The organism is Solwaraspora sp. WMMA2059 (assembly GCF_027497315.1).
Lineage (GTDB): Bacteria > Actinomycetota > Actinomycetes > Mycobacteriales > Micromonosporaceae > Micromonospora_E.
This window is the reverse complement of sequence record NZ_CP114908.1, coordinates 692853-716121: the sequence shown is the minus strand read 5'-3', so window position 1 is coordinate 716121 and position 23269 is coordinate 692853. Positions and strand designations below refer to the sequence as shown.

Genomic DNA, 23269 nt, shown 5'->3' with positions numbered 1-23269 from the left:
CGTTGGTGTGATCCGCTGGGCGATCAGGCACCAAGACTACGGGGTGTGTCCACCTCAAGGCCGGTTGAGGTGCACCTGACCGGGGTGTCAGTCGCTGCCGCAGAGCGTCGGCTTCTCGCCGGTACGCAGCCGGGCCAGCGCGTCGAGCGCCTCGTCGAGGGTGGCCACCCGCAGCAGCGGCAGGTCGGGTACGGCGTTCGCGACCGCTTCGGCGCAGTTGGCCTGCGGCACGAGGAAGGCGACCGCACCCGCTTCCTTGGCCCCGACCAGCTTCTGCGGGATACCACCGATCGCGCCGACGCTGCCCTCGTTGTCGATGGTCCCGGTCCCCGCGATGATCTTGCCGCCGGTGAGGTCCTCGGGTTCGAGCTTGTCGATGATGCCCAGGGCGAACATCAGCCCGGCGCTCGGCCCGCCGATCTCGTCGAGATCGATGGTCAGCTCGAACGGCCGGGGCTGCTCCTCGGTGATCTCGATGCCGATCCGGGGTGGGCCGCCGTCACTGGCCCGGGTGGTGATCTCGGCGGTGGCCGACCGGCCGTCGCGGGTGTAGCCGATGGTCAGCGTGCTGCCTTCCGGCTCGGCCCGGATCAGCTCGGTCAGCTGGGTCGCCGAACTGACCGGCGTGCCGTCGACCGAGGTGATCACGTCGTCGACATCGAGCAGCCCGACCGACGCCCCGTCCGGGGTGACCGCCCTCACCAGCACCTGCACCGGGTAGCCGAGCTGGCGCAGCGCCGCGGTCTCGGCGCTGGTCTGCGACGCCGCGAAGTCCTCGGCGTTGCGCTCCTCGACCTCTTCCTGGGTCTGCCCCGGCGGGTAGATCACCTCGTACGGCACTACCGCCTCGGAGTCGCTCAGCCAGCCGGCGATCGCCTCCCGCAGCCCCACGTTCGGGCGTACGCCGACGGTGGTGAGCCGTAGCTGCCCGGCCGAGGTCGAGGTGTCGGTCCCGGTGATCTGGATGACGTCCTCGCCGTCGTCGGTGCCGAGCGTGTCGACCGTCGGGCCGGGGCCGAGCACCACGTACGGGACCGGTGCGGCGAGCACGGCGTAGGCGAGCAGTGCGGTGAGCAGCGCGCCGAGGATGACCGTGACACCGCGACGTCTCATGCGCCTGAGCGTACCGACTGCGCTCACGACCGCGACGCGGACCGCGTACCGACGCAAACCGCGCAGCCGGGCGGTGACGTCGCGCCTGCGACGCGGCGCTTCGCGCTGAGCGGAACGCACTGGCGGCGTTGCAGCCGCTGGCCCGCGTACCGTGGAGGGCGTGCCTGATACTCCGTTCGGCTTCCAGCTCCCCGGCGGCCAGCCTCCGGACCCCAACGACCCCCGGCAGATGCAGCAGTTCATGGCGCAGCTGCAGCAGCTGCTCGCCGCTCCGGGCAGCGGCCCGGTGAACTGGGACCTGGCCCGGCAGGTGGCGGCCAGCCAACTCGCCGCCGAGGGTGACCCGTCGGTCAACCCGCACGAGTGGCACACCGTCGAGGAGTCGCTGCGCGTCGCCGACCTGTGGCTGGAGTCGTCGTCGACGTTCCCGTCCGGGATCCGCACGTCGGCGGCGTGGAACCGCAACGAGTGGATCTACCGGACGCTCGACGTGTGGCGCAAGCTCTGCGACCCGGTGGCCGGTCGGATGGTCGGCGCGATGGGCGACCTCGTTCCGCCGGAGGCCCGCAGCCAACTCGGCCCGATGCACGCCATGATGACCACTCTCGGCGGGGCCCTGTTCGGCGGTCAGCTCGGCCAGGCGCTCGGCTCGCTCGCCACCGAGGTGCTGTCGGCCAGCGACATCGGGCTGCCGCTCGGCCCGGCCGGCACCGCCGCGCTGCTGCCCGCGAACATCCGGGCGTACGGGTCCGGCCTGGAGCTACCCGAGGAGGAGGTGCGGCTGTACGTGGCGCTGCGCGAGGCGGCCCACCAGCGCCTCTTCGAGCATGTGTCGTGGTTGCGGGGGCACGTGCTGGCCGCGGTGGAGACCTACGCGTCCGGGATCACCGTCAACCGGGAGGCGATCGAGGACGCCCTCGGCCGGGTCGACCCGATGAATCCGGAGTCGATGCAGGAGATTGCCATGGAGGGGATCTTCACTCCGGAGGACACCCCCGCCCAGCAGGCGTCGTTGGCCCGGATCGAGACGGTTCTCGCGCTCATCGAGGGCTGGGTGTGTCACGTCGTCGACAGCGCCGCCGGGGACCGGCTGCCGAACGTCGTGAAGCTGGCCGAGGCGTTCCGGCGTCGGCGGGCGGCCGGCGGGCCGGCGGAGCAGACCTTTGCCGCCCTGGTCGGGCTGGAGTTGCGGCCCCGCCGGCTGCGCGAGGCGGCCGCGCTGTGGGCCGCGCTGGACACCCATCGTGGGGTCGACGGCCGGGACGCGTTGTGGAGCCACCCCGATCTGCTGCCGTCGGACGACGACTTCGCCGACCCGGAGGCGTTCGCCCAGGCGAAGACCGATTTCGACCTCGGTGACATCGACTTCGGCGGCGACCCGCCGGAGCAGCCGGATCCGCCGCAGCCGCCGGCCGACGGACCCCGCTGACCGATAGGCCCCGGGTTCAGCCGGGGGTCAGCAGCGCGCGGGTGGTCTCCCAGCCTTCGATGGCCGGGTTCAGGGCCGCCAGGTCCGCCGGGCCCCGCAACCGACGCCAGGACGGCGTCACCGCCACCTGTTCCGGGTGCGGCGCCGCCGCCCGGACGGCCTGCGGATCGGCGGCGAGGTTCAGCGGCGGCAGCCAGTCCGGAGCTGGCAGTTGGGCCGCCACGCCGAGCAGTCCCCCGCCGTCGCCGCCGGCCGGAGCCACCGCCACCGGCCGGGTGGTGATCGGTCGCAGCAGCTTGCCGATCAGCAGGCCGGGCAGGTCCGGCGCGTCGGCGGCGAGCACCGCCGCCTGGTCGTAGCCGTGTGCCGCGACGGCGGCCAGCGCCGCGTTGACCGAGAGCTCCGGCAGCGGATGGATCGGCATGTCGGGCCAGGCGATCGACCTGGCCAACGGCAGGTCCGCTTCGCTCGCGGCGATCGCCGGTTCCACCTGGCTCAGGGTGGCGAGCAGGTCGACCATGTCCTCGGCCAGGGCGGCCCGCCAGGCGGCGGGATCGGTGCCGGGTGGCGACCAGTCGACCAGGTCGAGAAGAATGACCACGGCACGGCGCATCTGACCCACTCTAGCGGCGGCGTACCCGGCAGGTCCGGGGCGTACCCGGGGTGGTCGGCGTAGTCGGTGCACCCGGCAGGTCGGTCAGTCGGCCAGGACGAAGCCGCTGGCCGCCGCCACCCCTTCCAGGTAGCCACGGGCACGTTCCGCCTTGGGGTAGCGGCCGACGAGCTCCCAGAACCGGGCGTTGTGGCTCGGCACGACCAGGTGCGCCAACTCGTGCAGCAGGACGTAGTCGATGACCCAGTCCGGCATCTCCTGGATCCGGTGGGATATCCGGATAGTCCGGTCCGCCGGGGTGCACGACCCCCAGCGGCTGTTCTGGTTGGTCACCCACCGGACGCTCGTCGGGGCCACCACTCGGGCATGATCCGGCAGGTACCGGTCGACCAGCCGGCGGGCCCGGCCGACCAGCTCGCTGTCCGATCGACGGAGGCGTTCCTCCCGGGCCGCCAGCCGGGCGAGCATCCGGTCCACCCACTCGGTCTCCTCGGCCCGCGAGAACTGGTCCGGGATGAGAATGACGACGCGTTCGCCCTCCCGGTACGCGGACACCGTCCGGCGTCGGCGCTGGCTGCGCCGTACCTCGACGACCGGCTTACGCGCCCCTGCCATCAGCGGCCCGCGCAGCCCCGGGTTTCGCTCACGATGGCACGCTAATCCGTACTGACCAGGGGAACGCAAGAGGCAACACGGCGCAGCCAGGGTGAATCACCCCTTTTGGGGCCGATTGTCGCGAAAAAAGTTACCCACTCGACCGCCGTACGTCGCGCCCGAGCCGCCCAGGATCACCGTAGGCGATCGCGAAGAAGTTTTCACCTCCACCCCCCGGCCGGTGACCACCTGCGGATCTTCTCCCGGCGTGTCACTGCGAATCTGACTTATCCGATCTATTGCGGCATGCACACTCTCGACGTCGACTTACTCACAGTGTCGGTGAATTGTTGACATGGAACCGCCCAGTCCTGGGTAGGGTCCGCGGACCGGCGGTCAACAGTGGCCGCGGAGAAATCCCAGCGCGCGGCGCCACCGGTGGTGGCCGCGAGCGGGTGCACGCCGGGTCTGCAACCACCCGGCGAGGAGACGAGGAGGGGCACCGTGGCCGACCAGGCCCAGACCTACAACGGTTACTGCGTGAAGTGCAAGGAGAAGCGCGACTTCGAAGGCACCGTCGCAGTGTCGAAGACCGGCATGAACATGGCCAAGGGCAAGTGCCCGGTCTGCGGCACAACAGTCAACCGGATCTTGGGTAAAGCCAAGGTCTGACTCGCGGCGCTGCGTCGAAGGGGCGGCTGGAGCCGCCCCTTCGACGCGCACGGCCATCGCAAACCACAACCACCAACAGCCGGTCGTACGCCACTACACGCTGCGTCATGTCCGAGCCGCGACACCCCACCGACCGGGCTGTGGAAAACTCCCCGGAACCTGTGGATAACCGAGGATGTGCGGGGCACAGGCTGTGGATAACGAGCCAACGAGCGTTCCGTTACGGTGACAGCCTGTTGTCCATGCCCACCAATCCCCTGCTCAGGCCGACTCTGTTGCCCGGCCTGGCCCGCCTCTGGCGGGACCGCGACACTCTGCAGCTCGGCTCGGACCCGGCGCACGCCGTACTGCTCGACCTCACCGACCCGGCACTGTCCCGGCTGCTCGACCTCCTCGACGGCAGCCGGTCGACCCGCGCCGTAGTGGACCACGCCGTCCGGCTCGGCGTCCCGGCCGACCAGGCCCGGCACCTGCTGGACATGCTGATCGCCCGAGGCCTGATCGTCGGCGCGCACACCCTGCTGCCAGCGAACCTGCCGGAGCACGCCCGGCACCGGTTGACCGCCGAGGCGACCGCCCTGGCGCTGCGCCGCGACGAACTTCCCGGCACCCCGGCGCAGATCCTGCGGCGGCGCGCCGCCGCCCGGATCGTGCTGACCGGCCGGGGTCGGCTGGCCCGGCCGCTGGCCGTCGCGGTGGCCGAGGCGGGGATCGGCCACGTCGCCATCGACCTGGCCGATACGCGCGAAGCCCGGGAAGCCGTCGCCGCCGCCGTCAGCCAGGCGGTTCCCGGGGTCGAGACCCGCCCGGTACGGCCCGGCCAGGCCACCCTGACGGTGCTGCTCGGCGCCGACCGGCCAGCCAACCTGCTCGCCGCGAGCTACGCCCGGCACCGGCAGGCCCACCTGCTGGTCGACATCCGGGACCGGACGCCGGTGGTCGGCCCGCTCGTGCCGACGACCGGCACACCGTGCCTCAACTGCCTGGACCTGCACCGCCAGGACCGGGATCCGGGCTGGCCGCAGCTGGCGTCGCAACTGTGCGCGATCGGCCCGGCGACGATCTGCGACTCGGCGACCCTGCTGGCGGCGGTGAGCGTCGGGACGGCCGAGATCCTGGCGTTCGTCGACGGTGGGAGCCCGGAGACGATCGGGGCGGCGCTCGAGGTGCACGCCCCGGCCCGGCTGCGACGCCGGGCCTGGCCTGCCCACCAGGGCTGCCACTGCCACCGTCGCCGCCCGCGCCGCTGCACACCGGGGCGGAGCCCTGCCGATGGGATGGGCCACGCTCCGGGGGCCGGTGGCATGAGCCACGCTCAGCCAGGGGTCACGGTCCGCGATCGTCGGTAACAATGGCCAGGTGACCGAAATCCCTCGCTGGGCCGTGTCCAGGACCGCCAAACTCGCCGCGCTGCCGATCGGCTTCGCCGGCCGCACCGTCCTGGGGCTGGGCAAGCGGGTCACCGGGCTCGCCTCCGACGTGATCTCCACCGAGATCCAGGAACGCACCGCCGAGCAGCTGTTCAGCGTGCTCGGACAGCTCAAGGGTGGTGCGATGAAGGCGGGACAGGCGCTGTCGGTGTTCGAGGCGGCGCTGCCGGAGGAGCTCGCCGCTCCGTACCGCCAAGCCTTGACCAAGCTGCAGGAGGCCGCCCCGCCGTTGCCCGCCGGGTCGGTGCACAAGGTGCTGGCCGAGCAGCTCGGCGCCGACTGGCGGGAACGGTTCGTCGAATTCGACGACCGGCCGGCCGCCGCGGCCAGCATCGGCCAAGTGCACCGGGCGGTGTGGCGCGACGGCTCCGCAGCTGGCCGGCCGGTGGCGGTCAAGGTGCAGTATCCGGGGGCCGGCGACGCCCTGCTCGCTGATTTCAAGCAGTTGTCCCGGCTGAGCACCATGTTCCGGGCGATCCAGCCTGGGCTGGACATCAAGCCGCTGCTCAACGAGCTGCGGAACCGGCTGGCCGAGGAGCTGGACTACGAGCTGGAGGCCGAGTCGCAGCGGGCGTTCGCCACCGCGTACGCCGGCGACGACCAGATCATGGTGCCGGCGGTGCTCGCCGCCGCGCCCCGGGTGCTGGTCACCGAGTGGATCGACGGCATCCCGCTTTCGAAGATCGTTTCTTCCGGTACGGCGGACCAACGCGACCGGGCCGGGCTGCTGATGGCGGTGCTGCATTTCTCCGCGCCGGCCCGCGCCGGGCTGCTGCACGCCGACCCGCATCCGGGCAACTTCCGGCTGCTCGACGACGGCCGGCTCGGCGTGGTCGACTTCGGTGCCGTGGCCCGACTGCCCGGCGGGCATCCCGAGCCGATCGGCCGGCTGGTCCGGCTGACGCTCGACGGGGACGCCGACGCGGTGGTGGCCGGGCTGCGCGACGAGGGCTTCATCAAACCGGACGACCCGATCGACGCCCCAGCGGTGCTCGACTTCCTGCTGCCGATGCTGGCGCCGCTGGCGGCCGAGGAGTTCCAGTTCACCCGGCAGTGGCTGCGCGACGAGGCGGCCCGGCTGGCCAACCCGAAGTCGCCGGCTTACCAGCTGAGCCGACACCTCAACCTGCCGCCGGCCTACCTGTTGATCCACCGGGTGACGCTCGGCTCGATCGGGGTGCTCAGCCAACTGGAGGCCCGGGCCCGGTACCGGGACGTGGTGCGGCGCTGGCTGCCGGGTTTCGCCCCGACCGGCTGACCCGCACGCACGGGTGGTGGGGTAGTGCCCGGTCCCCGCTGTGTACAGCGGGGACCGGGCTCGGTCAGCGCCCGCTCAGGCTGCGGGCCCAGAGGTGCCGGGCCTGCATGGCGACGGTGCGGGCGGATCGGGGTGCCTCAGTACGCGCGGTGCCGGCCTGAGGCGGTTGCATTCGCGCCCGGGAGAGCGCCTCGTAGAGCAAGTGCATGACGGTTTCTCCTGTGATGGTCGGTGCTGCGGTGTGGGTGGTCTGTGCCGGCGCCCGGCCGGTGCTCGTCGTGATCCGATGCATGTCAGGCCGCCAGCCGGACGGTGCCGCGGGCACCGACGACGCCGTTGGCCGCCATGCGTGCCTCGACTTCGCCCCGCAGGGCGGCGTCACGGGCCAGGTCCTCCTTGCGTGGCCGGCCGCGGGGCCGCTTACGCGGCACGACCGCCCCCCGCTCGAAGATCTCGCCGCCCCAGACGCCCCACGGCTCGGCCCGCTCGATCGCCCCGGCGAGGCACTCCACCCGCAGCGGGCAGTCCACGCAGAGCGACTTGGCCAGCTCCAGCTCCGTCGGGGAGTCGGAGAACCACAGGTCAGGGTCGAACTTCCGGCACGGCAGCTCCGCCACGACGTCCGGCTGGCCCGTTGCGGCCGGCCGGCACCCCGGCTGGTAGTCGCTGCGGTCGAGAGTGGCAAACGCCAGACTCATCGCCCGGTCACCTCTTTCTTCGCTTCGATCTCGTGGATCGCTTCCGACTTGCTCGTACCTGTGCGGCGGCAAAAACTAAGGCCGCGGATCCCGGTTGCGGGTTCCGCGGCCTCGAGGTGAGCCGGTGTGGTCTGGTGTCAGACCGGCCTTCCTCGAGGGGGAACACCGCGGGCAGCATCCATGAACGGCTTCTTGGCCGCCGGGATGGTGGTGCGAACGCTGCCTTCGGAGCTGCTGGTGCCATTGGTCGTGGCGACTACGGACGCACCCAGGAGCCGGAGCCAGCCCTGATCGACGCCAGCCCACCCGGTGACCGTGCGGTGCTGCTCGACCTGGATTTGGATCTGGTCCTGGTGCGCCACTGCCGAGTGACCGATGGGCGCGACGGCGGCCAGATAGCCACCGACCGTCGGAGCGCAGGCAGCGGTCAGCGTCGACAGCGTGGAAGTCTCGTAGCTCAGCACCGTCGTCACCTCCTGCCTGGACTCGTCACGAAAAACCCTCCACCCCGACGGAGCAGCGAGAACGCCCACTGCTCGCGAGGTGTGACCTGAGGCTAAGCCTCTTGCGACGCCGGGGGCAAACCATTTTCCGGGTCGGATTCCGAACTTTTTTGCCAGTCAAGATCATCTACGGCCGCACCGCCCACCAGAGCGTGCACCGACGGACCGTAGAGTCCCAGCTTGCGGGGGCCGATCCCGGCGATCGCCAGCAACTCGGCGTCGCTGCCGGGCCGCCGCTCGGCGATCGCCAGCAGGGTCGCGTCGGTGAACACCACGTACGCCGGCACCCGCTGGTCGCCGGAAACCCGCGACCGCCACGCCCGCAGCCGGTCCAGCAGATCCTCGTCCAGATCCGACGGACAGGTGGCGCACCGGCCCAGCTTGCGGTCGACGCCGGCCAGCAACGTGGTCCCACAGACCCGGCAGGAGACCGGCTGGCCGCGTCGGCGCTCGCCGGAGCGGCCCGCCCCCGGACCGCCGCGCCGAGCACCGCCGGCACCACCGCCCGAGCGGTCCAGCTGCGGCAGGAACCGGCAGGGCCGGCGGGTCCGCCCGCCCGGCGACCGGGCGGCACCGTAGGACAGCCACAGCCACTGCCGGGCCCGGGTCACCCCGACGTAGAGCAGCCGGCGCTCCTCCTCCAGCTGCTCGGCCGTGCGGGCGTACGTAGTGGGCAGTGTCCCGTCGGCGAGCCCGACCAGGAAGACCGCGTCCCACTCCAGGCCCTTGGCCGAGTGCAGGGAGGCGAGGGTGACTCCGGCGACGGTCGGCACGTGCTGCGCCGCCGCCCGCCGCTGCAGCTCGGCGCAGAAGTCGGCGAGCGGGACCGGGCGTTCGCTGACCGCCGCCTCCCCCACCGGCACCAGCACCGGTTGGGCGCCGAACTCCTCGGCCAGCTGGACCAACGCAGCGAGCGCCTCCCAGCGTTCCCGCGCCGCCCCGCCGGGCGGCGGCTGGTCCGGGGTCCAACCCACCGCGGCGAGCCCGGCGGTGACCGCCTCGACCAACGGGGTCTCCCCGGGCGTCGACCGGACCGCCGAGCGCAGCGCGACCATCGCCTGCCGGATCTCGGCGCGTTCGAAGAACCGCTCCGCGCCCTGCACCACGTACGGCACCGCCGCCTCGGCGAGGGCCTTCTCGTACGCCTCGGACTGGGCGTTGGTCCGGAACAGCACGGCGATCTCGGCGGCCGGCGTACCCGCCGCGATCAGCTCGGCGCAGCGCGCCGCGACCGCCGCCGCCTCGGCCGGCTCGTCGGTGAAGATCCGCACGTCCGGCTCCGGGCCGGGCTCGCGCTGGCCGACCAGCTCCAGCCGCAGCCGGGCCTCGGTGCCCTTGGCCTGCCTGATCACCGTGTTGGCCAGGCCCACCACCTGCGGCGTCGACCGGTAGTCGCGGACCAGTCGCACCACCACCGCCTCCCGGCGCCGACGGGCGAAGTCGACCAGGTACGCCGACGTGGCGCCGGTGAACGAGTAGATCGTCTGGCTCGCGTCGCCGACCACGGTCAGGTCGTCCCGCTCCCCCAGCCAGGCGTCGAGCAGCCGTTGCTGCAACGGGTTGACGTCCTGGTACTCGTCCACCACGAAGTGCCGGTACTGGGCCCGGACCTGCTCGGCGACGTCCGGGTGCTCCTCGATGCCCCAGATCGCCGCCCGCAGCACGTCCTCGAAGTCGATCACGCCGTTGCCGCGCTTGATCTGCTCGTACCCGGCGTACACCTCGGCCACCTTGGCCGGCTCGTGCGGAGTCTCCCGCAGCGCCTTCGCCGCCGCGACGGCGTACTCGGACGGCTCCACCATCGCCGACTTCGCCCACTCGATCTCACCGGCCAGGTCCCGGGCGGCGGCCCGGTCGGTGCGCACCCCGACCCGACCAGCGGCGAGGATGACCAGCCGGACCTTGCTGTCCAGCAGCTCCGGCATCTCCCGGCCGCCGAGCAGCCGGGGCGCGAAGTAGCGGACCTGGCGCAGCGCCGCGGCGTGGAACGTCCGCGCCTGCACCCCGCCCACGTGCAGCGCGCCGAGGCGGGCCCGCATCTCGGCAGCGGCCCGCGCGGTGAAGGTGACCGCCAGTACGTGCCGGGCGGCGATCTCGCCGGAGAGCACCCGGTAGGCGATCCGGCTGGTGATCGCCCGGGTCTTCCCGGTGCCGGCACCGGCCAGGATGCAGACCGGCACCGGCGGAGCGGTCACCGCCGTACGCTGCTCCGGGTCCAGCCCGCTCAGCACTCGGCCTGGTCCTGGGTCTGAGTTGATGTCGGCCGCCACGGGTAGGAATCATCGCAGCCTCGCGCGACGTTGCACCGGCTAGCCCGGGTGCCGCCCGGGCCGGAACTACTGCGCCCCGGCACCGCCCGGGGCCGGCGACCCGGCGGGCGAGTGCCCGCCGTGGCCCGACGACCGCGGAGGACCTGCAGATGTTGACCATGTATTCGACCAGTTGGTGCGGCTACTGTCACCGGCTCAAGTCGCAGTTCGACCGGGAGCGGATTCCCTACGAGGTGGTTGACATCGAGCAGGACGCCGAGGCGGCCGCGTACGTGATGGGGGTCAACGGCGGCAATCAGACGGTACCGACGGTCCGTTTCCCGGACGGTTCGGCATTGACGAACCCGAGTATCGTTCAGGTTCGGCAGCGGCTCAGCGACCTCGCGGCGAGCTGAGTCGCACTCACGGTCCGTCCGCCGCCGTGCACAACATCGCATTTGGCTAACACGCCCACCAGAGGACCCCACCGAGGCAGCAATCGGGCCATACTGTTTCGGGCCGTGACCCACATCGCCGCGACATTGGCGGTCACCAAACGGATCGGGGGTGGTTTCCGGTGCAGCCCGAGGAGCCCGAGCAGCCCATACCGAGCCCGAACCTGCGTCGTCGCCGCCTCGGCAGCGAGCTGAGGCGGCTGCGGGAACACGCCGGACTGACCGGTGAGCAGGTGATCGAAAGAGTGAAGTGGGCGTCCGCGTCCAAGCTCTCCCGGCTCGAGAACGGGCGCAGTCGGCCGGGGGTCGGCGACGTGATGGACCTGCTCGACCTGTACGGCGTGACCGGCTCCGAACGCGATGATCTGGTCGGCATCGCTCGCGACGCCGGCAACACCCGAGCCTTTCTCAGCTCGTACGCGGTGATGACCAGCCTCCAACGGGCGTACGCCGAGCTGGAGGCTGGTTGCACCGAGATCCAGGAGTACGGCGCGGTGATCATCCCGGGCCTGCTGCAGACCTCCGCCTACGCGAAGGTGCGCATCCTCTCGGCGCGCCCGCTGGTGGAGATGGTCGACGAGCGGGCCACCGGACGCCGGACGATCCTGCAGAAGGCGACCAACCACCGGACCGCCGGCCAGAAGCGCAACGCCGACGACCCGGACACCGAGGTCGCGGCCAGGCAGTCCCGGCAGTCGATGCTGCTGCGCGAGAACGGGGCGCCGAAGTACACCGCAGTGCTGGAGGAGGCGGCGGTCAGCCTGCGCTGCGGCCCGCCCGACGTGATGGTGGCGCAGCTGAAACATCTGCTCACCATGGCGCAGCTGCCCAACGTCACCCTGCGGGTGCTGCCACCGAACGCCACCGTGGCCTCCTGGTACCTGTCGGAGACCGCGTTCTCGATCTACCACTTCGCCGACCCGGAGGACCTGAGCGCGGTGGCGGTCGAGACGCTCGCCGCCGACATGATCGTCAACGACGTGCCGGTGCTCGAACGGTACGGCCAGGTCTTCGACTGGCTCTGCGAGGCCGCCCGCAGCCCGCAGGAGTCGATCGACTGGCTCAGCGACGCCGTGGCCCGGCACGTCGCCGCCGGCGCCACCGAGCTCGACTCCGTACCAGACGGCACCGCCCCCTCCTCCCCCACCACCCCTGCCCCGCTGTCCCCGCCCGCCGCGGGCGGGGCAGGCCCCGGCCGACCGGCCGGGCCGCCGATCCAGCGTGGACCGCACGAGCGGACCACGCGCCGGACCGGCCAGGCGATCCCGGACTGACCGACGGTCCGCCCGCCCGGTCCGTTTGACCAGCAAGGAGCAGGAATGAACCCAGCAGATCAGTCCAGCGTGCACGTCCCCGGTCCGACCCCGCCCGCCTGGCGCAAGAGCAGCCGCAGCCAGAGCACCAACTGCGTCGAGGTCGGGGCGATGGCGGGTCACCGCGCACCGGTGCTGATGCGCGACAGCAAGGACCGCAGCGGGCCGGTGCTGTCGTTCGACCGCACCACCTGGCGTGACTTCATCGACAGCGCCAAGGACGGCGAGTTCGACCTGATCTGACCGCCGGCACCGCAGGGCAGGTCGAGCCGGGTGGCCGACGCCACCCCGACCCGGCTCGACCGAACGGACATCAGGATCGATCCGTTCGTCAGGTTTGACCGGCCACCGCAGCGGGTTCTCCTCCTGCGGAGACAACCGATGGAATTTCCAGCAGGAGCCTGTCCGACCTGAGCCATCGGCCGTCCCACCACCCAGGTCACCGGTTGCTCGGAGTCGTTCATGCGATACCTGATCGTCCGCACGGAGATCCGCGCGGTGGCACACGACGAACTCATCACCGCGGTCCGCACCGGCCAGCGCATTCGCGACGAGCGGACCACACCCGAGCCGCGCCGGCAGACGGTCTGTGCGGAGAACCTCGAAGCGGCCATGCACCTGGCCCGCGCACTGTCCACCGTCGGGCCGGTCCGCTCCGGCCGGCAACGGGTGAAGGTAGTGCCGGTCCCGCCCATCCGCTGACCGGCACCCACCGGACCGGCACCCACGGACCGGCACCCACCCGGCGAGGTCCGGCACGGCGGAGTCCGGCACGGCGGTCACCGGCCGGGGTCCGGCGCGGTCTCCGCCACCCAGCTGCGGATCAGGAACGCCGCGATCGACGCCGGCGGCGCGAACCGGACCGGGTACCCGTCGCCGGAGTCGAGCCGCTCACCCGCCAGCCCGGCGGCCACCTCGGCCCGGGTGAACCAGCGCGCCCGGATGATCTCCTCCGGGTCCGGCCGCAGCGGCTGCTCCGGGTCGACCCGGCCGAGGTAGCCCAGCATCAGGGTGCCCGGGAACGGCCAGGACTGGCTGCCGACGTACCGCATCGCAGTCAGCGTCAGACCCACCTCCTCGGCCACCTCACGGGCGACCGCCGACTCGGCCGACTCGCCGGGCTCCACGAACCCGGCCAGGCAGGAGTAGAGCCGGTCGGGCCCGTCGCCGCGCCGGGCGTGGTGGTTGGCCAGCAGACACCTCCCGTCCGGGCCGGGACCGCCGTCGGTCAACAGCACGATCACCGCCGGATCGGTCCGTGGCCAGCTCCGCGTACCGGTGTCGTCGACGCGTGACCAGCCACCATCGGTTGCCCGGGTCGGCAGCCCCGACGACGCCGAGTAGCGGTGCCGGGCGTGCCAGCTGACCATCGCCGCAGCGGTGGTGAACAGCCCGGCGTCGCGGTCCGGCAGCAGATGGCCGACCTCCCGGACAGTCACCGACCGCAGGCCCGGGTCAGCCACGGACGGCACCGCCACGGACGAGGACAGTACGGACGACGGCGGTACGGACGACGGTAGTGCCGCGTCGACCGCGAAGACCGGGGTGCCGTCGTCGACCGTACCGATGAAAATGCGGTCGGTGACCTCGACGGCCGGTGCCTGGTCCGGGCGCACCAGCACCAGGGTGGTCCCGTCGGCGCCGTCGCGCACCAGCGCCCGGCCACCGGCCGCGCCGTCCACCACCAGCACCAGCGAACGTGGCCAGGCCCGCGCCAACCACTGCGGATCCCGGCGGTACGGCGCTGCCCGGTCCATCGCGGCGCGGGCCAGCGACGGTTGTGTACCGACGGTCGGCTGCGTACCGGCGGTCGGCCCGACGGAGGTGTCACCCGGCGACATCGGGCGCTGCCGCACCAGGCCCGACTACGCCGGTGACCGACGCGTCGGACGTTTCGACCTCGGTCAACGCGGCGACCGGACCGGCGATCCGCGCGACGTCGCCGAGCACCACCCCCATCGCCAGCGCCGGTGCCAGATAGCGGGTCGCGGCGGCCGCCACCTCGTCACGGGTCGCCGAGGCGAGCCGCGCGGTGTGCTCGGCGAGAAAATCCAACGGCAGGCCGAACCCGGCGTAGGTGCTGGCCACCCCGGCCAACCCGGCCTGCGTCGACATGCCCAGCTGCAGGCTGCCGACCGCGTACTGCCGGGCCTGTTCGAGCTCGTCGTCGTCGGGCGGCAGCACCGCGAGCCGGCCGAGCTCGTGCAGGGTCTCCAGCAACGCGGGCGCGGTCACCTCGGTCGCCACGTCGGCGGCGAGCAGCAGCACCGATCCGGCCACCGAATGTTCAACCATCGAGTACGGGCCGTAGCTGTAGCCCTTGTCCTCGCGGATGTTCTCCACCCAGCGGGACGAGAAGTAGCCGCCGAACACCATGTTGGCCAGCTGCAGGGCGGCGTGGTCCGGGTGCCGCCGGTCCACCGCTGGCAACGCGATCCGCATCGACGACTGCACCGAGCCGGGCCGGTCGACCAGCAGCAGCGGGGCCGGGCGCGGCGCGGGCGCCATCGGCAGCGTCAACTGCCGGCCGCCGGCCGGCCAGTCGCCGAGCACCCGCTCCGCGGTGTCCAACGCCCGGGCAGGTGACACGTCGCCGACCAGCACCAGGTGCGCCCCGGTCGGCCGGACCCGGTCGGCGTGCAGAGCGCGCAGCCCGGCCGGCCGGACGGCGCGGACCTGGTCCACCCCGGGAACCGACTCGGCGTACGGGTGACGGCCGAACATCCGCCGGGACAGCGCGGCGCGGGCCAGGTGCGCCGGCTGGCTCAGCGCCACCTGGATCCGGTCGGCCAGCCGGGCCCGCTCGATCGCCACCTCGCCAGCCGGGTACGTCGCCCCGGTCAGCACCTCGCCGAGCAGTTCGAGCATCCGCCGCAGCCCGGTGACCAGCCCGGCGCCGGCGACCAGCAGCCGGTCGGCGTCCACCCCGGCGGACAGGCCACCGCCGACCGCCTGCAACTCGGCGGCCAGCTCCACGCCGGACCGGTCGACGGTGCCGGAGAACAGGGTCTGCGACAGCACCGTCGCCCTGGCCAGCGGGGCCCGCGCGAACGGCACCCGGAGCCGGATCTCCACCAGCGGCACCGACGGCCGGCGGATGGCGATCACCCGTAGCCCGTTGTCCAGCGTCCGCTCGGCAACCTTGGGCAACGGCGGTCGACGGGTCGGTCCGAGCGGCGGCAACGGCCTCCGGGTGGGGGCGGCGGTCACTGGGCTCCTCCGGGGACGACCTCGATCGTGGCGCGCCGGTGCGGGCGCAGGGTGGCGGCGGCCGCACGGACCTGTGTCTCGGTGACCGTGCCGAGCATCCGCGGCAACTCGTTGAGCAGCTCGGGGGTGCCCCGCTGCTGCTCCAGCACCGCCATCCGCAGCCCTCGGCCGAGCACCGCGTCGGTGTCGCGCAGCAGGTGGGTGGCCATCCGGGCCTGCACCCGGGCCAGTTCGCCCCGGGCGAAGCCGTCGACGGCCAGCCGGTCGAGCTCCTCGTCGACCGCGCCGAGCACCTTGTCGACGTCGCCGCCGGGCGGCAGATGCGCCTGCAGGACCAACGCCGACGGGTCCCGTACGTCGAACGGCTCCCCCTCGAACGACAAGTAGCCGCCGAGGCTGGTCACCGTACGGTCGCCACGCACCAGTCGCTCCACCAGCCGGGCCGCGTCACCGTCGGTGAGCACCTCGGCGAGCACCACGTACGGCAGGTAGCCGGCCAGGTCGTCGACCGGGTCCGGCACCCGCCAGGCGGCGGCCACCGCCGGCAGCGGAGCCAGCGGATCGGGGTACGCGGTACGCCGCTCGGTGGTCAGGTCCGGCTCGGCAAAGCTGGGCCGGGCCGGCGCCGGCCGGGCCGGCACGTCTCCGAAGTGCCGCTCGATCAGCCCGGTCGCGGCGGTGACATCGAAGTCCCCGGCGACGGCGAGCACCGCGTTGCCGCTGGCGTAGTAGCGGGTGAAGAACTCGGCGGCCTCACCGACGGTGGCGCTGTCCAGATCCTCGAAGGAACCGTAGCCGTCGTGCGCGTTGGGGAAGGTGTCGAACAGCACGGGCGGCAGCCGCAGCCAGGGAAACCCACCGTACGGCCGGTTGAGCACGTTGACCCGGATCTCCTCCTTGACCACGTCGACCTGGTTGCGCAGGTTCTCCTCGGTCAACTGCGGACCACGCATCCGGTCGGCCTCCAGGAACAGCGCCCGCTCCAACGCGTTGCTCGGCAGCACCTCGTAGTAGTCGGTGTAGTCCAGGTGGGTGCTGCCGTTGAAGGTGCCGCCGGAGCCCTGCACGTGGCGGAAGTGCGCCAGCTTCTCCAGGTTCGCCGAACCCTGGAACATCAGATGCTCGAACAGATGCGCGAACCCGGTACGCCCCGGTGGTTCGGACCGGATCCCGACGTCGTAGACGACCGCGACGCCGACCACCGGCGCGCTGCGGTCGGGCGCCAGGACCACCCGCAGGCCGTTGGGGAGGGTGAACCGCTCCACCGGGTACGCGGTCGCCGGGATCCGCACTTTACGCGCCACGGACCGACCCTAACCTGTCGGCGACAGTCCTCGGTGCACCGCCGGATCATTCGACACGTACGGATGCGTACAGGTCGTCGACCACCCAGTCGAGCTCGCGGTGGGTGCCGGGGATGGAGACGAACAGCACCGCCGCGGTCGGGCGTCCGACGTCGATACACGCCACCGCCACCAGTTCGTCGGTGGCCTGCAGGCCGGGCTGGGTGAAGTGCAGCCGGAACACCGTCAGCCAGGCGGGTCGCCCACCGATCGGGGTCCGCTCGTCGCGGATCAGGTCCATCCGGTTGGGCTGCGGGTAGTACTCGGCGCGGACGTCGGCGGCCACCTGCCGGCCGACGCACTCCAGGTCGAGGGAGAGCGCGTCGTTGTCGGCGGCCGGCACGGCGGCGGACAGGATCGAGGCGTGGTAGTCGCTGAACCCGTTGTAGTCCGCCTCGGTCACGAAATGCTGCCCCACCTTGTACGGCACCTGCAGCGCCCCGGCGTTCCACACCGTCGACCACGGCCGCCACGGTTCGCCGTACTCGGTGTAGGAGATCCCGGCGTCCGGGTCGACGGTGCGTGGCCCGGTCGGTTCGGGCAGCGCGGGGCCCAGTGTCGGGCCCGGTGTCGGGTCCGCCGGCGTGGGCTGCCCGCCGGGGCCTCCGGTGGGTCCGGGGCAGAGCTGGGCCAGCGGCGGCCGGACGTCCGGCGGCAGATCCGGGCTGCCGAACGGGTCCGGGTTGCCGCTGAGCACCAGCACCAGCACGGCGACCAGTCCACCGGCGAGCACCACGGCTGCGGCACCGCCGAACCACCACAGCCGCACCCCGTCCCGCCCGCCGCGCCCTGGGTCAGTCGGCGGCCGCCCCGACCCGACGCCTGGGCCGGTCGGCGGCCCGGTGGGCGGGCCCGCGTCGGCACCGGCGGCCGGGTACGGGCGGCCCGACCGGGTGACCGGCCCGGCGGACCAGTCCACGGCGGTGCCGGACGTTGCCCGGTCAGACGGCGGCGGATGAGACATCTCCCTTAGTGAAGCACTCGTCGGCGGGAAAACCGGCAGCGCCCCGACCGGTGCGGCCCCGGCGTGCCGACACCGCGCCGCCGGATCAGCGCGGGGCCGCCTGGACGCGGATCAGCGCGGGGCCGCTTCGATGTCGGTGGACCGTACCGGCGGGTCGGGTGCATGCAGTTCGACGACGACCGGCCCGGCGCCGGCGGTCGGACCGGTGTACCAGGGAGTGACGACAGAGGCCAGGGCCAGTAGCACGCCGAGCATCGCGACGCCGACGACGAGCAGGATCTCCCTCGTCGCGCTGGTCTCGGCTGTCATCTCCACCCGACCTCTCTGCCCGGGGGTCGCGTCCCGGCGGCCGTGCCTCGTCCGCCAGCCAAAGGATCCCGGTGGCGGGCGCGACGTGCAGTCAGCCATCGGACGAAAAGCGTGGATGTCTCGCGGAACCCGCCGGCCGTACGGACGACCCTGCTCATCCGTGCGGCGTCACTGTCCGTCGACACCGGCTGCTCTGACAGACCGTGCGGCCGGCCGCGACGACGAACGGCCGGCGGATGGCGCGGCCAGCGGATCCGTCGCAGGCGTCAACCGGTCCGGCACCGGGTAGAGGGACCCGCGTACCTGTCGGCACCACCTACCTTTCGGCAGTACGGCTCACCGGGGAGAGTGGTGCCTGACGGACCCACCATGCGGAGGAGACACCCGTGACGGACCATCTGGCGGAGATCAAAGCGCTGCCGGTGCCCGAACTCACCGACCGCTACCCGGCCATCGCCGACCACGGCCTGATCGGCGACGGCCAGACCGCCGCGCTGGTCGGCATGGACGGCACCGTACGGTGGCTCTGCCTGCCGAGATTCGACGGCCCGGCGCTGTTCGCGACACTGCTCGACGCCGAACGGGGCGGTGCCTGGACGCTGCGGCCGGCCGGCCTGCGCGCCGTCCGGCAGGAGTACCTGCCGGACACCGCCGTACTGCGTACCGAACTGCACACCGCCACCGGACGCCTGGAGATCCGCGACGCACTGCTGATCGCCGCCGCGTCCGACGGGCCGGCCGAGGGGGCCGGACCGGCCGTCGACCGGCCGCTCAACACCGAACTCGGGGCGGCCTGCGGCGAGCTGGGCCGCCTGGTCACCGTCATCGACGGCACGGTCGACCTGGAGATCGGACTGACCGGCCGGGGTGGGCTACGAACCACCCCCGCCGCCGAGGAGATCGGCATCGAGTCCCTGGCCGGGGACGGCGGCCGGTTGCGGCTGACCGCCAGCCGGCCGGTACCCGGCCTGGACCGGCTGGCCGGCCGGATCCGGTTGACCGCCGGCGACCGGCTCGGCCTGGTGCTGCGCTGGGCGCAGGGTCCGACCCGGCACCGCGACGCCGATCAGCTCGCCGCCGCGCTGGACCGCACCGCTGCGGCCTGGCGGATCTGGAGCCGCCAGATCAACTACTCCGGCCGGCACGCCGATCTGGTCCGCCGCAGCGCCATCACGCTCAAGCTCTGCGACGACCATGACAGCGGGGCAGTCGTCGCCGCACCCACGTCGTCGCTGCCGGAGGCGATCGGCGGCCGCCGCAACTGGGACTACCGGTTCACCTGGGTACGCGACGCCGCGTACACCGTCTACGCGCTGCGTCGGGTCGGGATGGCCGCCGAAGCCGAGTCGTTCCTGTCCTGGGTGCTGCAGGCCTGCACCCGCGACGGCCGACCACACGTGCTCTACACCCTGGACGGCACCCGGCCGGCCCCCGAACGGATCGACCCGGACCTGTCCGGCTACCGCGGTTCCCGGCCGGTGCGCTGGGGCAACGCGGCGGCCGACCAGATCCAGCACGACGTGTACGGCGAAATCCTCGACTGCGCCTGGCAGTGGGCCCGGGCCGGCGGCGCGGTCGACGACCGGCGGTGGTCCCGGCTGACCCGGCTGGGCCGCTCGGCGTTGCAGCACTGGCGTACCCCGGACCACGGCATCTGGGAGATCCGCCATGAGGGCCGCCCGTTCACCTATTCGGTGGCGATGTGCCAGGTGGCGGCGGACCGGATGGCCCGGCTGGCGACCGCCACCGGCCGGCGCGACGAGGTCGAGCAGTGGCGGCGGGCGGCCGAGGAGATCCGCTCGGCGCTGCTGACCGAGGCATGGGACGACGACAACGGGCACTTCACCGAGCACCTCGGCCAGCCCGGTACCGTCGACGCGAGCCTGCTCGCCCTGCCGCTGCGCCGGGTGGTCGACCCCGCCGATCCGCGTATGGTCGCCACCGTCGACGCCGTCCAACAACGCCTCGGTGCCGGCGGCGACCTGCTCTACCGCTACCTGCCCGAGGAGTCGCCGGACGGGGTCGGCGGCGGAGAGGGAGCGTTCCTGCTCTGCTCCTTCTGGTGGGTGGACAACCTGGCCGGCAGCGGCCAACTGGACCGGGCCCACGAACTGTTCGACCAGCTCTGCGGCCGGGTCAACCACGTCGGGTTGCTCCCCGAGCAGATCGACCCCGCGACCGGCGCCTTCCTGGGAAACTTCCCGCAGGCGTTCAGTCACATCGGGCTGATCAGCAGCGCGGTCAACCTGGCCCGGTACGGAAGGATGCGGACGTGACAGCGAACGTGATCGTGCTCGGCGCCACCGGCGACCTCACCACCCGTTACCTGTTGCCCGGTTTGGCCCAGCTGCGCGAGCTGGACCGGCCGGCGGACGGGATGCGGCTGATCGGGGTGGCCCGCGACGAGCTCGACGACCGGGGCTTCCGGCACCGGGTGAGCGCCGCGCTGCGCGAGCACGCCCCCGAGGTGGCCACCCGGGCCCGCAGCGAACTCGCCGAGTCGGCCAGCTACGTCCACGGTGACGTGACCGACCCGGAGGTGCTGGCGACGGCGCTGGAGATCGCCCGGGACGGCGAGCGGGCCAGTCACGGCGACGACGCCGTGGTGGTCTACCTGGCCCTGCCGCACCGGCTGTTCGAGCCGGTCGCGATCGCGCTGGGCCGCTGCGACCTGCCGGCCGGCATCCGGCTGGTGGTGGAGAAGCCGTTCGGCGAGGACCTGGCCAGCGCCCGACGGCTGAACACGGTGCTGCACCAGGTGCTGCCGGACGACCGGGTGTTCCGGGTCGACCACTTCCTGGCCAAGCAGACCGTGCTGAACCTGCTCGGACTGCGGTTCGCCAACCGGGTGCTGGAGCCGCTGTGGAGCAACACGCACATCACCGGGGTCGACATCGTCTTCGACGAGACGGTCGACGCGGAAGGCCGGTCCAGCTACTACGACCACGCCGGCGCGCTGCGCGACATGGTGCAGAACCATCTGCTGCAGCTGCTGACCCTGGTGGCGATGGAGCCGCCGCTGACCGTCGACCCGGCCGACCTGGCGGTGCGCAAACTGGATGTACTGCGGGCGGTCCGCCCGATCCGGGCCGCCGACGTGGCCGACTGCACGGTACGCGGCCGATACACCGCCGGGGTGGTCCAGGGCCGACGCGGCGAGCGGAAGGTGGCCAGCTACGTCGACGGTGCCGGGGTCGACCCGGCCCGGGACACCGAGACGTACGCCGAACTGACCGTCCACATCGACAACTGGCGGTGGTCGGGGGTGCCGTTCAAGCTGCGTACCGGCAAGGCGTTGGCCGCCGACCGCCGCGAGATCGTGATCCGGTTCGCCGACGTGCCGCACGCGATCTTTACCGACCGGGACAGCCAGTGCAACGAGCTGCGGCTGCAGCTCGACCCGGACCGGATGTCGCTGCGGCTCAACGTCAACGGCATCGGCGACCCGTTCGACCTGGAGCCGGTCGAGATGGTCACCGAGCTGGCCCGGCAGGCACCGAGCCCGTACGGGCAGTTGCTGCTGGCCATCATCGAAGGTGACACCCGGCTCAGCGCCCAGGCGCAGGAGGCCGAGGAGAGCTGGCGGATCATCGAACCGGTGCTGGCCGGTTGGGCGCAGGGTCGGACACCGCTGCGCGACTATCCGGCCGGCAGCACCGGCCCACGGCCCTGACCGGCCGGGCCGCGTACGGCTCCCGGGCGGGCCGGACCGCATCTGGGTCCGGCCCGGTCCGGGTCTGATCCGGGTCTGGCCGGTCAGCGGGCCGCCGGACGGCGGGCCGGGCGACGCCGGCCGCCCGGGCGACGCCCCGGACGCCGACCGGTACCGGTGCCGTCGGCGGTGCCGGCCGGAGTGTTCTTCGCCGCCACGGCCCGGGTCGGCGCGGGGAGCGTGACCGGCACCCCGGACGGGGTGCGGGCGCCGGTGACCCGGGCCAGTTCCGCGTCCGCCGGGCTGACCGAGCTGCGCTGCGGCCGGATCTTCGCGGCGGCCATCAGACGGTCCATGTCCCGCCGCTGCTCCGGCAGGACCAGGGTGGCCACCACTCCGGCGGCACCGGCCCGGGCGGTACGCCCGCCCCGGTGCAGGTAGTCCTTGTGGTCCGCCGGCGGGTCGACGTTGAGCACCAGGTCGAGGTCGTCGATGTGGATGCCACGGGCCGCGACGTCGGTGGCGACCAGCGCGGTGACCTGACCGGTCTTGAACTGCTCCAGGATGCGGTTGCGCTGCCCCTGGGACTTGCCGCCGTGCAGGGCGGCCGCCCGCACCCCGCTGGCGAGCAGCTGGCGGGCCAGCCGGTCGGCGCGGTGCTTGGTGCCGATGAACATGATGACCCGGCCGTCCCGGGCGGCGATGGCCGCCGTGGTCGCCGGCTTGTCGGCCGCGCTCACGTGCAACAGGTGGTGGCTCATCGCGCCGACGGTGGCGGTCGACGGGTCGACCTGGTGCGACACCGGGTCGGTGAGGAACTCGCGGACCAGCCGGTCCACCCCGCGGTCCAGGGTGGCCGAGAAGAGCATCCGCTGCCCGCCCGGCGCGACCTTGCGCAGGATCGTGGTGACCTGCGGCAGGAAACCCATGTCGGCCATCTGGTCGGCCTCGTCGAGCACCGCCACGGTGACGTCGTCGAGCTGGCACGCGCCCCGGTTGACCAGGTCGTTGAGCCGACCCGGGGTGGCGACGACGATCTCCGCACCGGAGCGCAGCGCGTCGGCCTGGCGTTGGATCGACAGGCCACCGACGACGGTGACGCAGCGCAGCCGCACCGCCCGGGCGTACGGCTCCACCGCAGCCGTCACCTGCTGGGCCAGCTCACGGGTGGGGACCAGGACCAGGGCAAGTGGCCGACCGGGGCGGGCGCGCCGCCCTGCGGTACGGGCCACCAGCGGCAGCCCGAAGGCGAGGGTCTTGCCGGAGCCGGTGCGGCCGCGGCCGAGGACGTCACGGCCGGCCAACGAGTCGGGCAGCGTCGCCGCCTGGATGGGGAACGGCTCATTGATGCCGTTGGCGGTCAACGCGGCGAGCAGGCTCGCCGGCACACCGAGGTCGGCGAAGGAGGGCGTCTGGACGTGAAGAATCGTGGTGGTGCTCATATGACCGGATCGGCCTTCCGCT

General features: G+C 72.6%; 23 protein-coding genes. 10 read left to right on the top strand and 13 right to left on the bottom strand.

Annotation, left to right across the window (positions count from 1 at the left end; genetic code table 11):
* Positions 1 to 87: 87 nt before the first annotated feature.
* A complete protein-coding gene (locus tag O7553_RS03265; RefSeq protein ID WP_281553403.1) occupies positions 88 to 1113 on the bottom strand; it encodes a PDZ domain-containing protein in 1026 nt (341 codons plus the stop codon).
* A gap of 160 nt (positions 1114 to 1273) precedes the next feature.
* On the opposite strand from O7553_RS03265, the gene O7553_RS03260 reads away from it, so the two are divergent.
* On the top strand, positions 1274 to 2542 hold the full coding sequence (locus tag O7553_RS03260; protein ID WP_281553402.1) for a zinc-dependent metalloprotease: 1269 nt from the start codon (positions 1274 to 1276) through the stop codon (positions 2540 to 2542).
* A gap of 16 nt (positions 2543 to 2558) precedes the next feature.
* Here O7553_RS03260 and O7553_RS03255 read toward each other — a convergent pair whose 3' ends face one another.
* Positions 2559 to 3155 carry a hypothetical protein gene (locus tag O7553_RS03255; RefSeq protein WP_281553401.1) on the bottom strand — a complete coding sequence of 199 codons (597 nt, stop codon included), beginning with the start codon at positions 3153 to 3155 and terminating at the stop codon, positions 2559 to 2561.
* Positions 3156 to 3239: 84 nt separating this feature from the next.
* A complete protein-coding gene (locus O7553_RS03250; protein WP_281553400.1) occupies positions 3240 to 3770 on the bottom strand; it encodes a M48 family metallopeptidase in 531 nt (176 codons plus the stop codon).
* 483 nt (positions 3771 to 4253) lie between these two features.
* On the opposite strand from O7553_RS03250, the gene O7553_RS03245 reads away from it, so the two are divergent.
* From O7553_RS03245 to O7553_RS03235, 3 genes are all read left to right on the top strand, one after another.
* On the top strand, positions 4254 to 4421 hold the full coding sequence (locus tag O7553_RS03245; RefSeq protein ID WP_281553399.1) for a DUF5679 domain-containing protein: 168 nt from the start codon (positions 4254 to 4256) through the stop codon (positions 4419 to 4421).
* Between the two features lie 242 nt (positions 4422 to 4663).
* The gene (locus tag O7553_RS03240) at positions 4664 to 5770 is read left to right on the top strand and encodes a hypothetical protein (RefSeq protein ID WP_281553398.1); all 1107 of its coding nucleotides are present in this window, start codon (positions 4664 to 4666) and stop codon (positions 5768 to 5770) included.
* A 10-nt stretch (positions 5771 to 5780) separates the two neighbouring features.
* Positions 5781 to 7109, top strand: a complete 1329-nt coding sequence (locus tag O7553_RS03235) for an AarF/ABC1/UbiB kinase family protein (protein ID WP_281553397.1) — start codon at positions 5781 to 5783, stop codon at positions 7107 to 7109.
* 64 nt (positions 7110 to 7173) lie between these two features.
* Here the strand turns inward: O7553_RS03235 and O7553_RS03230 are convergent, their stop codons facing one another.
* The 4 genes from O7553_RS03230 to O7553_RS03215 all read right to left on the bottom strand — a co-directional run bounded on the left by O7553_RS03230 (position 7174) and on the right by O7553_RS03215 (position 10568).
* Positions 7174 to 7317, bottom strand: a complete 144-nt coding sequence (locus O7553_RS03230) for a hypothetical protein (protein ID WP_199757942.1) — start codon at positions 7315 to 7317, stop codon at positions 7174 to 7176.
* Between the two features lie 85 nt (positions 7318 to 7402).
* On the bottom strand, positions 7403 to 7807 hold the full coding sequence (locus O7553_RS03225; protein ID WP_281553396.1) for a WhiB family transcriptional regulator: 405 nt from the start codon (positions 7805 to 7807) through the stop codon (positions 7403 to 7405).
* 137 nt (positions 7808 to 7944) lie between these two features.
* Positions 7945 to 8271 (bottom strand): hypothetical protein, encoded by a 327-nt coding sequence (locus O7553_RS03220; RefSeq protein WP_281553395.1) that lies wholly within the window; start codon positions 8269 to 8271, stop codon positions 7945 to 7947.
* 92 nt (positions 8272 to 8363) lie between these two features.
* Positions 8364 to 10568 carry an ATP-dependent DNA helicase UvrD2 gene (locus tag O7553_RS03215; protein ID WP_281555446.1) on the bottom strand — a complete coding sequence of 735 codons (2205 nt, stop codon included), beginning with the start codon at positions 10566 to 10568 and terminating at the stop codon, positions 8364 to 8366.
* 161 nt (positions 10569 to 10729) lie between these two features.
* Between O7553_RS03215 and O7553_RS03210 the strand changes: the two genes are divergently transcribed.
* The 4 genes from O7553_RS03210 to O7553_RS03195 all read left to right on the top strand — a co-directional run bounded on the left by O7553_RS03210 (position 10730) and on the right by O7553_RS03195 (position 13029).
* Entirely contained in the window at positions 10730 to 10975 is a 246-nt protein-coding gene (locus O7553_RS03210; RefSeq protein ID WP_281553394.1) for a mycoredoxin, read from the top strand.
* 161 nt (positions 10976 to 11136) lie between these two features.
* Entirely contained in the window at positions 11137 to 12288 is a 1152-nt protein-coding gene (locus tag O7553_RS03205) for a helix-turn-helix transcriptional regulator (protein ID WP_281553393.1), read from the top strand.
* Between the two features lie 45 nt (positions 12289 to 12333).
* On the top strand, positions 12334 to 12570 hold the full coding sequence (locus O7553_RS03200) for a DUF397 domain-containing protein (RefSeq protein ID WP_281553392.1): 237 nt from the start codon (positions 12334 to 12336) through the stop codon (positions 12568 to 12570).
* A 219-nt stretch (positions 12571 to 12789) separates the two neighbouring features.
* Entirely contained in the window at positions 12790 to 13029 is a 240-nt protein-coding gene (locus O7553_RS03195; RefSeq protein ID WP_281553391.1) for a hypothetical protein, read from the top strand.
* 77 nt (positions 13030 to 13106) lie between these two features.
* Here the strand turns inward: O7553_RS03195 and nudC are convergent, their stop codons facing one another.
* The 5 genes from nudC to O7553_RS03170 all read right to left on the bottom strand — a co-directional run bounded on the left by nudC (position 13107) and on the right by O7553_RS03170 (position 18153).
* Positions 13107 to 14084, bottom strand: coding sequence for an NAD(+) diphosphatase (nudC, locus tag O7553_RS03190; RefSeq protein ID WP_281555445.1), 978 nt, complete (start codon positions 14082 to 14084; stop codon positions 13107 to 13109).
* A gap of 70 nt (positions 14085 to 14154) precedes the next feature.
* Entirely contained in the window at positions 14155 to 15537 is a 1383-nt protein-coding gene (locus O7553_RS03185) for a pitrilysin family protein (protein WP_281553390.1), read from the bottom strand.
* Positions 15534 to 16841 (bottom strand): pitrilysin family protein, encoded by a 1308-nt coding sequence (locus tag O7553_RS03180; RefSeq protein ID WP_281553389.1) that lies wholly within the window; start codon positions 16839 to 16841, stop codon positions 15534 to 15536. The genes O7553_RS03185 and O7553_RS03180 overlap by 4 nt, the downstream gene beginning before the upstream one ends.
* A gap of 46 nt (positions 16842 to 16887) precedes the next feature.
* Entirely contained in the window at positions 16888 to 17844 is a 957-nt protein-coding gene (locus O7553_RS03175; RefSeq protein WP_281553388.1) for a hypothetical protein, read from the bottom strand.
* A 111-nt stretch (positions 17845 to 17955) separates the two neighbouring features.
* Positions 17956 to 18153 (bottom strand): hypothetical protein, encoded by a 198-nt coding sequence (locus O7553_RS03170; protein WP_278167188.1) that lies wholly within the window; start codon positions 18151 to 18153, stop codon positions 17956 to 17958.
* Between the two features lie 386 nt (positions 18154 to 18539).
* On the opposite strand from O7553_RS03170, the gene O7553_RS03165 reads away from it, so the two are divergent.
* A complete protein-coding gene (locus O7553_RS03165) occupies positions 18540 to 20429 on the top strand; it encodes a glycoside hydrolase family 15 protein (RefSeq protein ID WP_281553387.1) in 1890 nt (629 codons plus the stop codon).
* On the top strand, positions 20426 to 21826 hold the full coding sequence (locus tag O7553_RS03160; RefSeq protein WP_281553386.1) for a glucose-6-phosphate dehydrogenase: 1401 nt from the start codon (positions 20426 to 20428) through the stop codon (positions 21824 to 21826). The genes O7553_RS03165 and O7553_RS03160 overlap by 4 nt, the downstream gene beginning before the upstream one ends.
* Positions 21827 to 21909: 83 nt before the next feature.
* On the opposite strand, the gene O7553_RS03155 is transcribed toward O7553_RS03160, so the two are convergent.
* Positions 21910 to 23247: a DEAD/DEAH box helicase gene (locus tag O7553_RS03155; RefSeq protein WP_281553385.1), complete on the bottom strand. Its 1338-nt coding sequence runs from the start codon at positions 23245 to 23247 to the stop codon at positions 21910 to 21912.
* Between the last annotated feature and the right edge of the window lie 22 nt (positions 23248 to 23269).

Coding starts and splice junctions, on each gene's coding strand:
- O7553_RS03265 (WP_281553403.1), bottom strand. CDS start 1,113: ATGAGACGTCGCGGTGTCACGGTCATCCTCGGCGCGCTGCTCACCGCA.
- O7553_RS03255 (WP_281553401.1), bottom strand. CDS start 3,155: ATGCGCCGTGCCGTGGTCATTCTTCTCGACCTGGTCGACTGGTCGCCA.
- O7553_RS03250 (WP_281553400.1), bottom strand. CDS start 3,770: ATGGCAGGGGCGCGTAAGCCGGTCGTCGAGGTACGGCGCAGCCAGCGC.
- O7553_RS03240 (WP_281553398.1), top strand. CDS start 4,664: ATGCCCACCAATCCCCTGCTCAGGCCGACTCTGTTGCCCGGCCTGGCC.
- O7553_RS03230 (WP_199757942.1), bottom strand. CDS start 7,317: ATGCACTTGCTCTACGAGGCGCTCTCCCGGGCGCGAATGCAACCGCCT.
- O7553_RS03225 (WP_281553396.1), bottom strand. CDS start 7,807: ATGAGTCTGGCGTTTGCCACTCTCGACCGCAGCGACTACCAGCCGGGG.
- O7553_RS03210 (WP_281553394.1), top strand. CDS start 10,730: ATGTTGACCATGTATTCGACCAGTTGGTGCGGCTACTGTCACCGGCTC.
- O7553_RS03200 (WP_281553392.1), top strand. CDS start 12,334: ATGAACCCAGCAGATCAGTCCAGCGTGCACGTCCCCGGTCCGACCCCG.
- O7553_RS03195 (WP_281553391.1), top strand. CDS start 12,790: ATGCGATACCTGATCGTCCGCACGGAGATCCGCGCGGTGGCACACGAC.
- nudC (WP_281555445.1), bottom strand. CDS start 14,084: ATGGACCGGGCAGCGCCGTACCGCCGGGATCCGCAGTGGTTGGCGCGG.
- O7553_RS03175 (WP_281553388.1), bottom strand. CDS start 17,844: ATGTCTCATCCGCCGCCGTCTGACCGGGCAACGTCCGGCACCGCCGTG.
- O7553_RS03170 (WP_278167188.1), bottom strand. CDS start 18,153: ATGACAGCCGAGACCAGCGCGACGAGGGAGATCCTGCTCGTCGTCGGC.
- O7553_RS03155 (WP_281553385.1), bottom strand. CDS start 23,247: ATGAGCACCACCACGATTCTTCACGTCCAGACGCCCTCCTTCGCCGAC.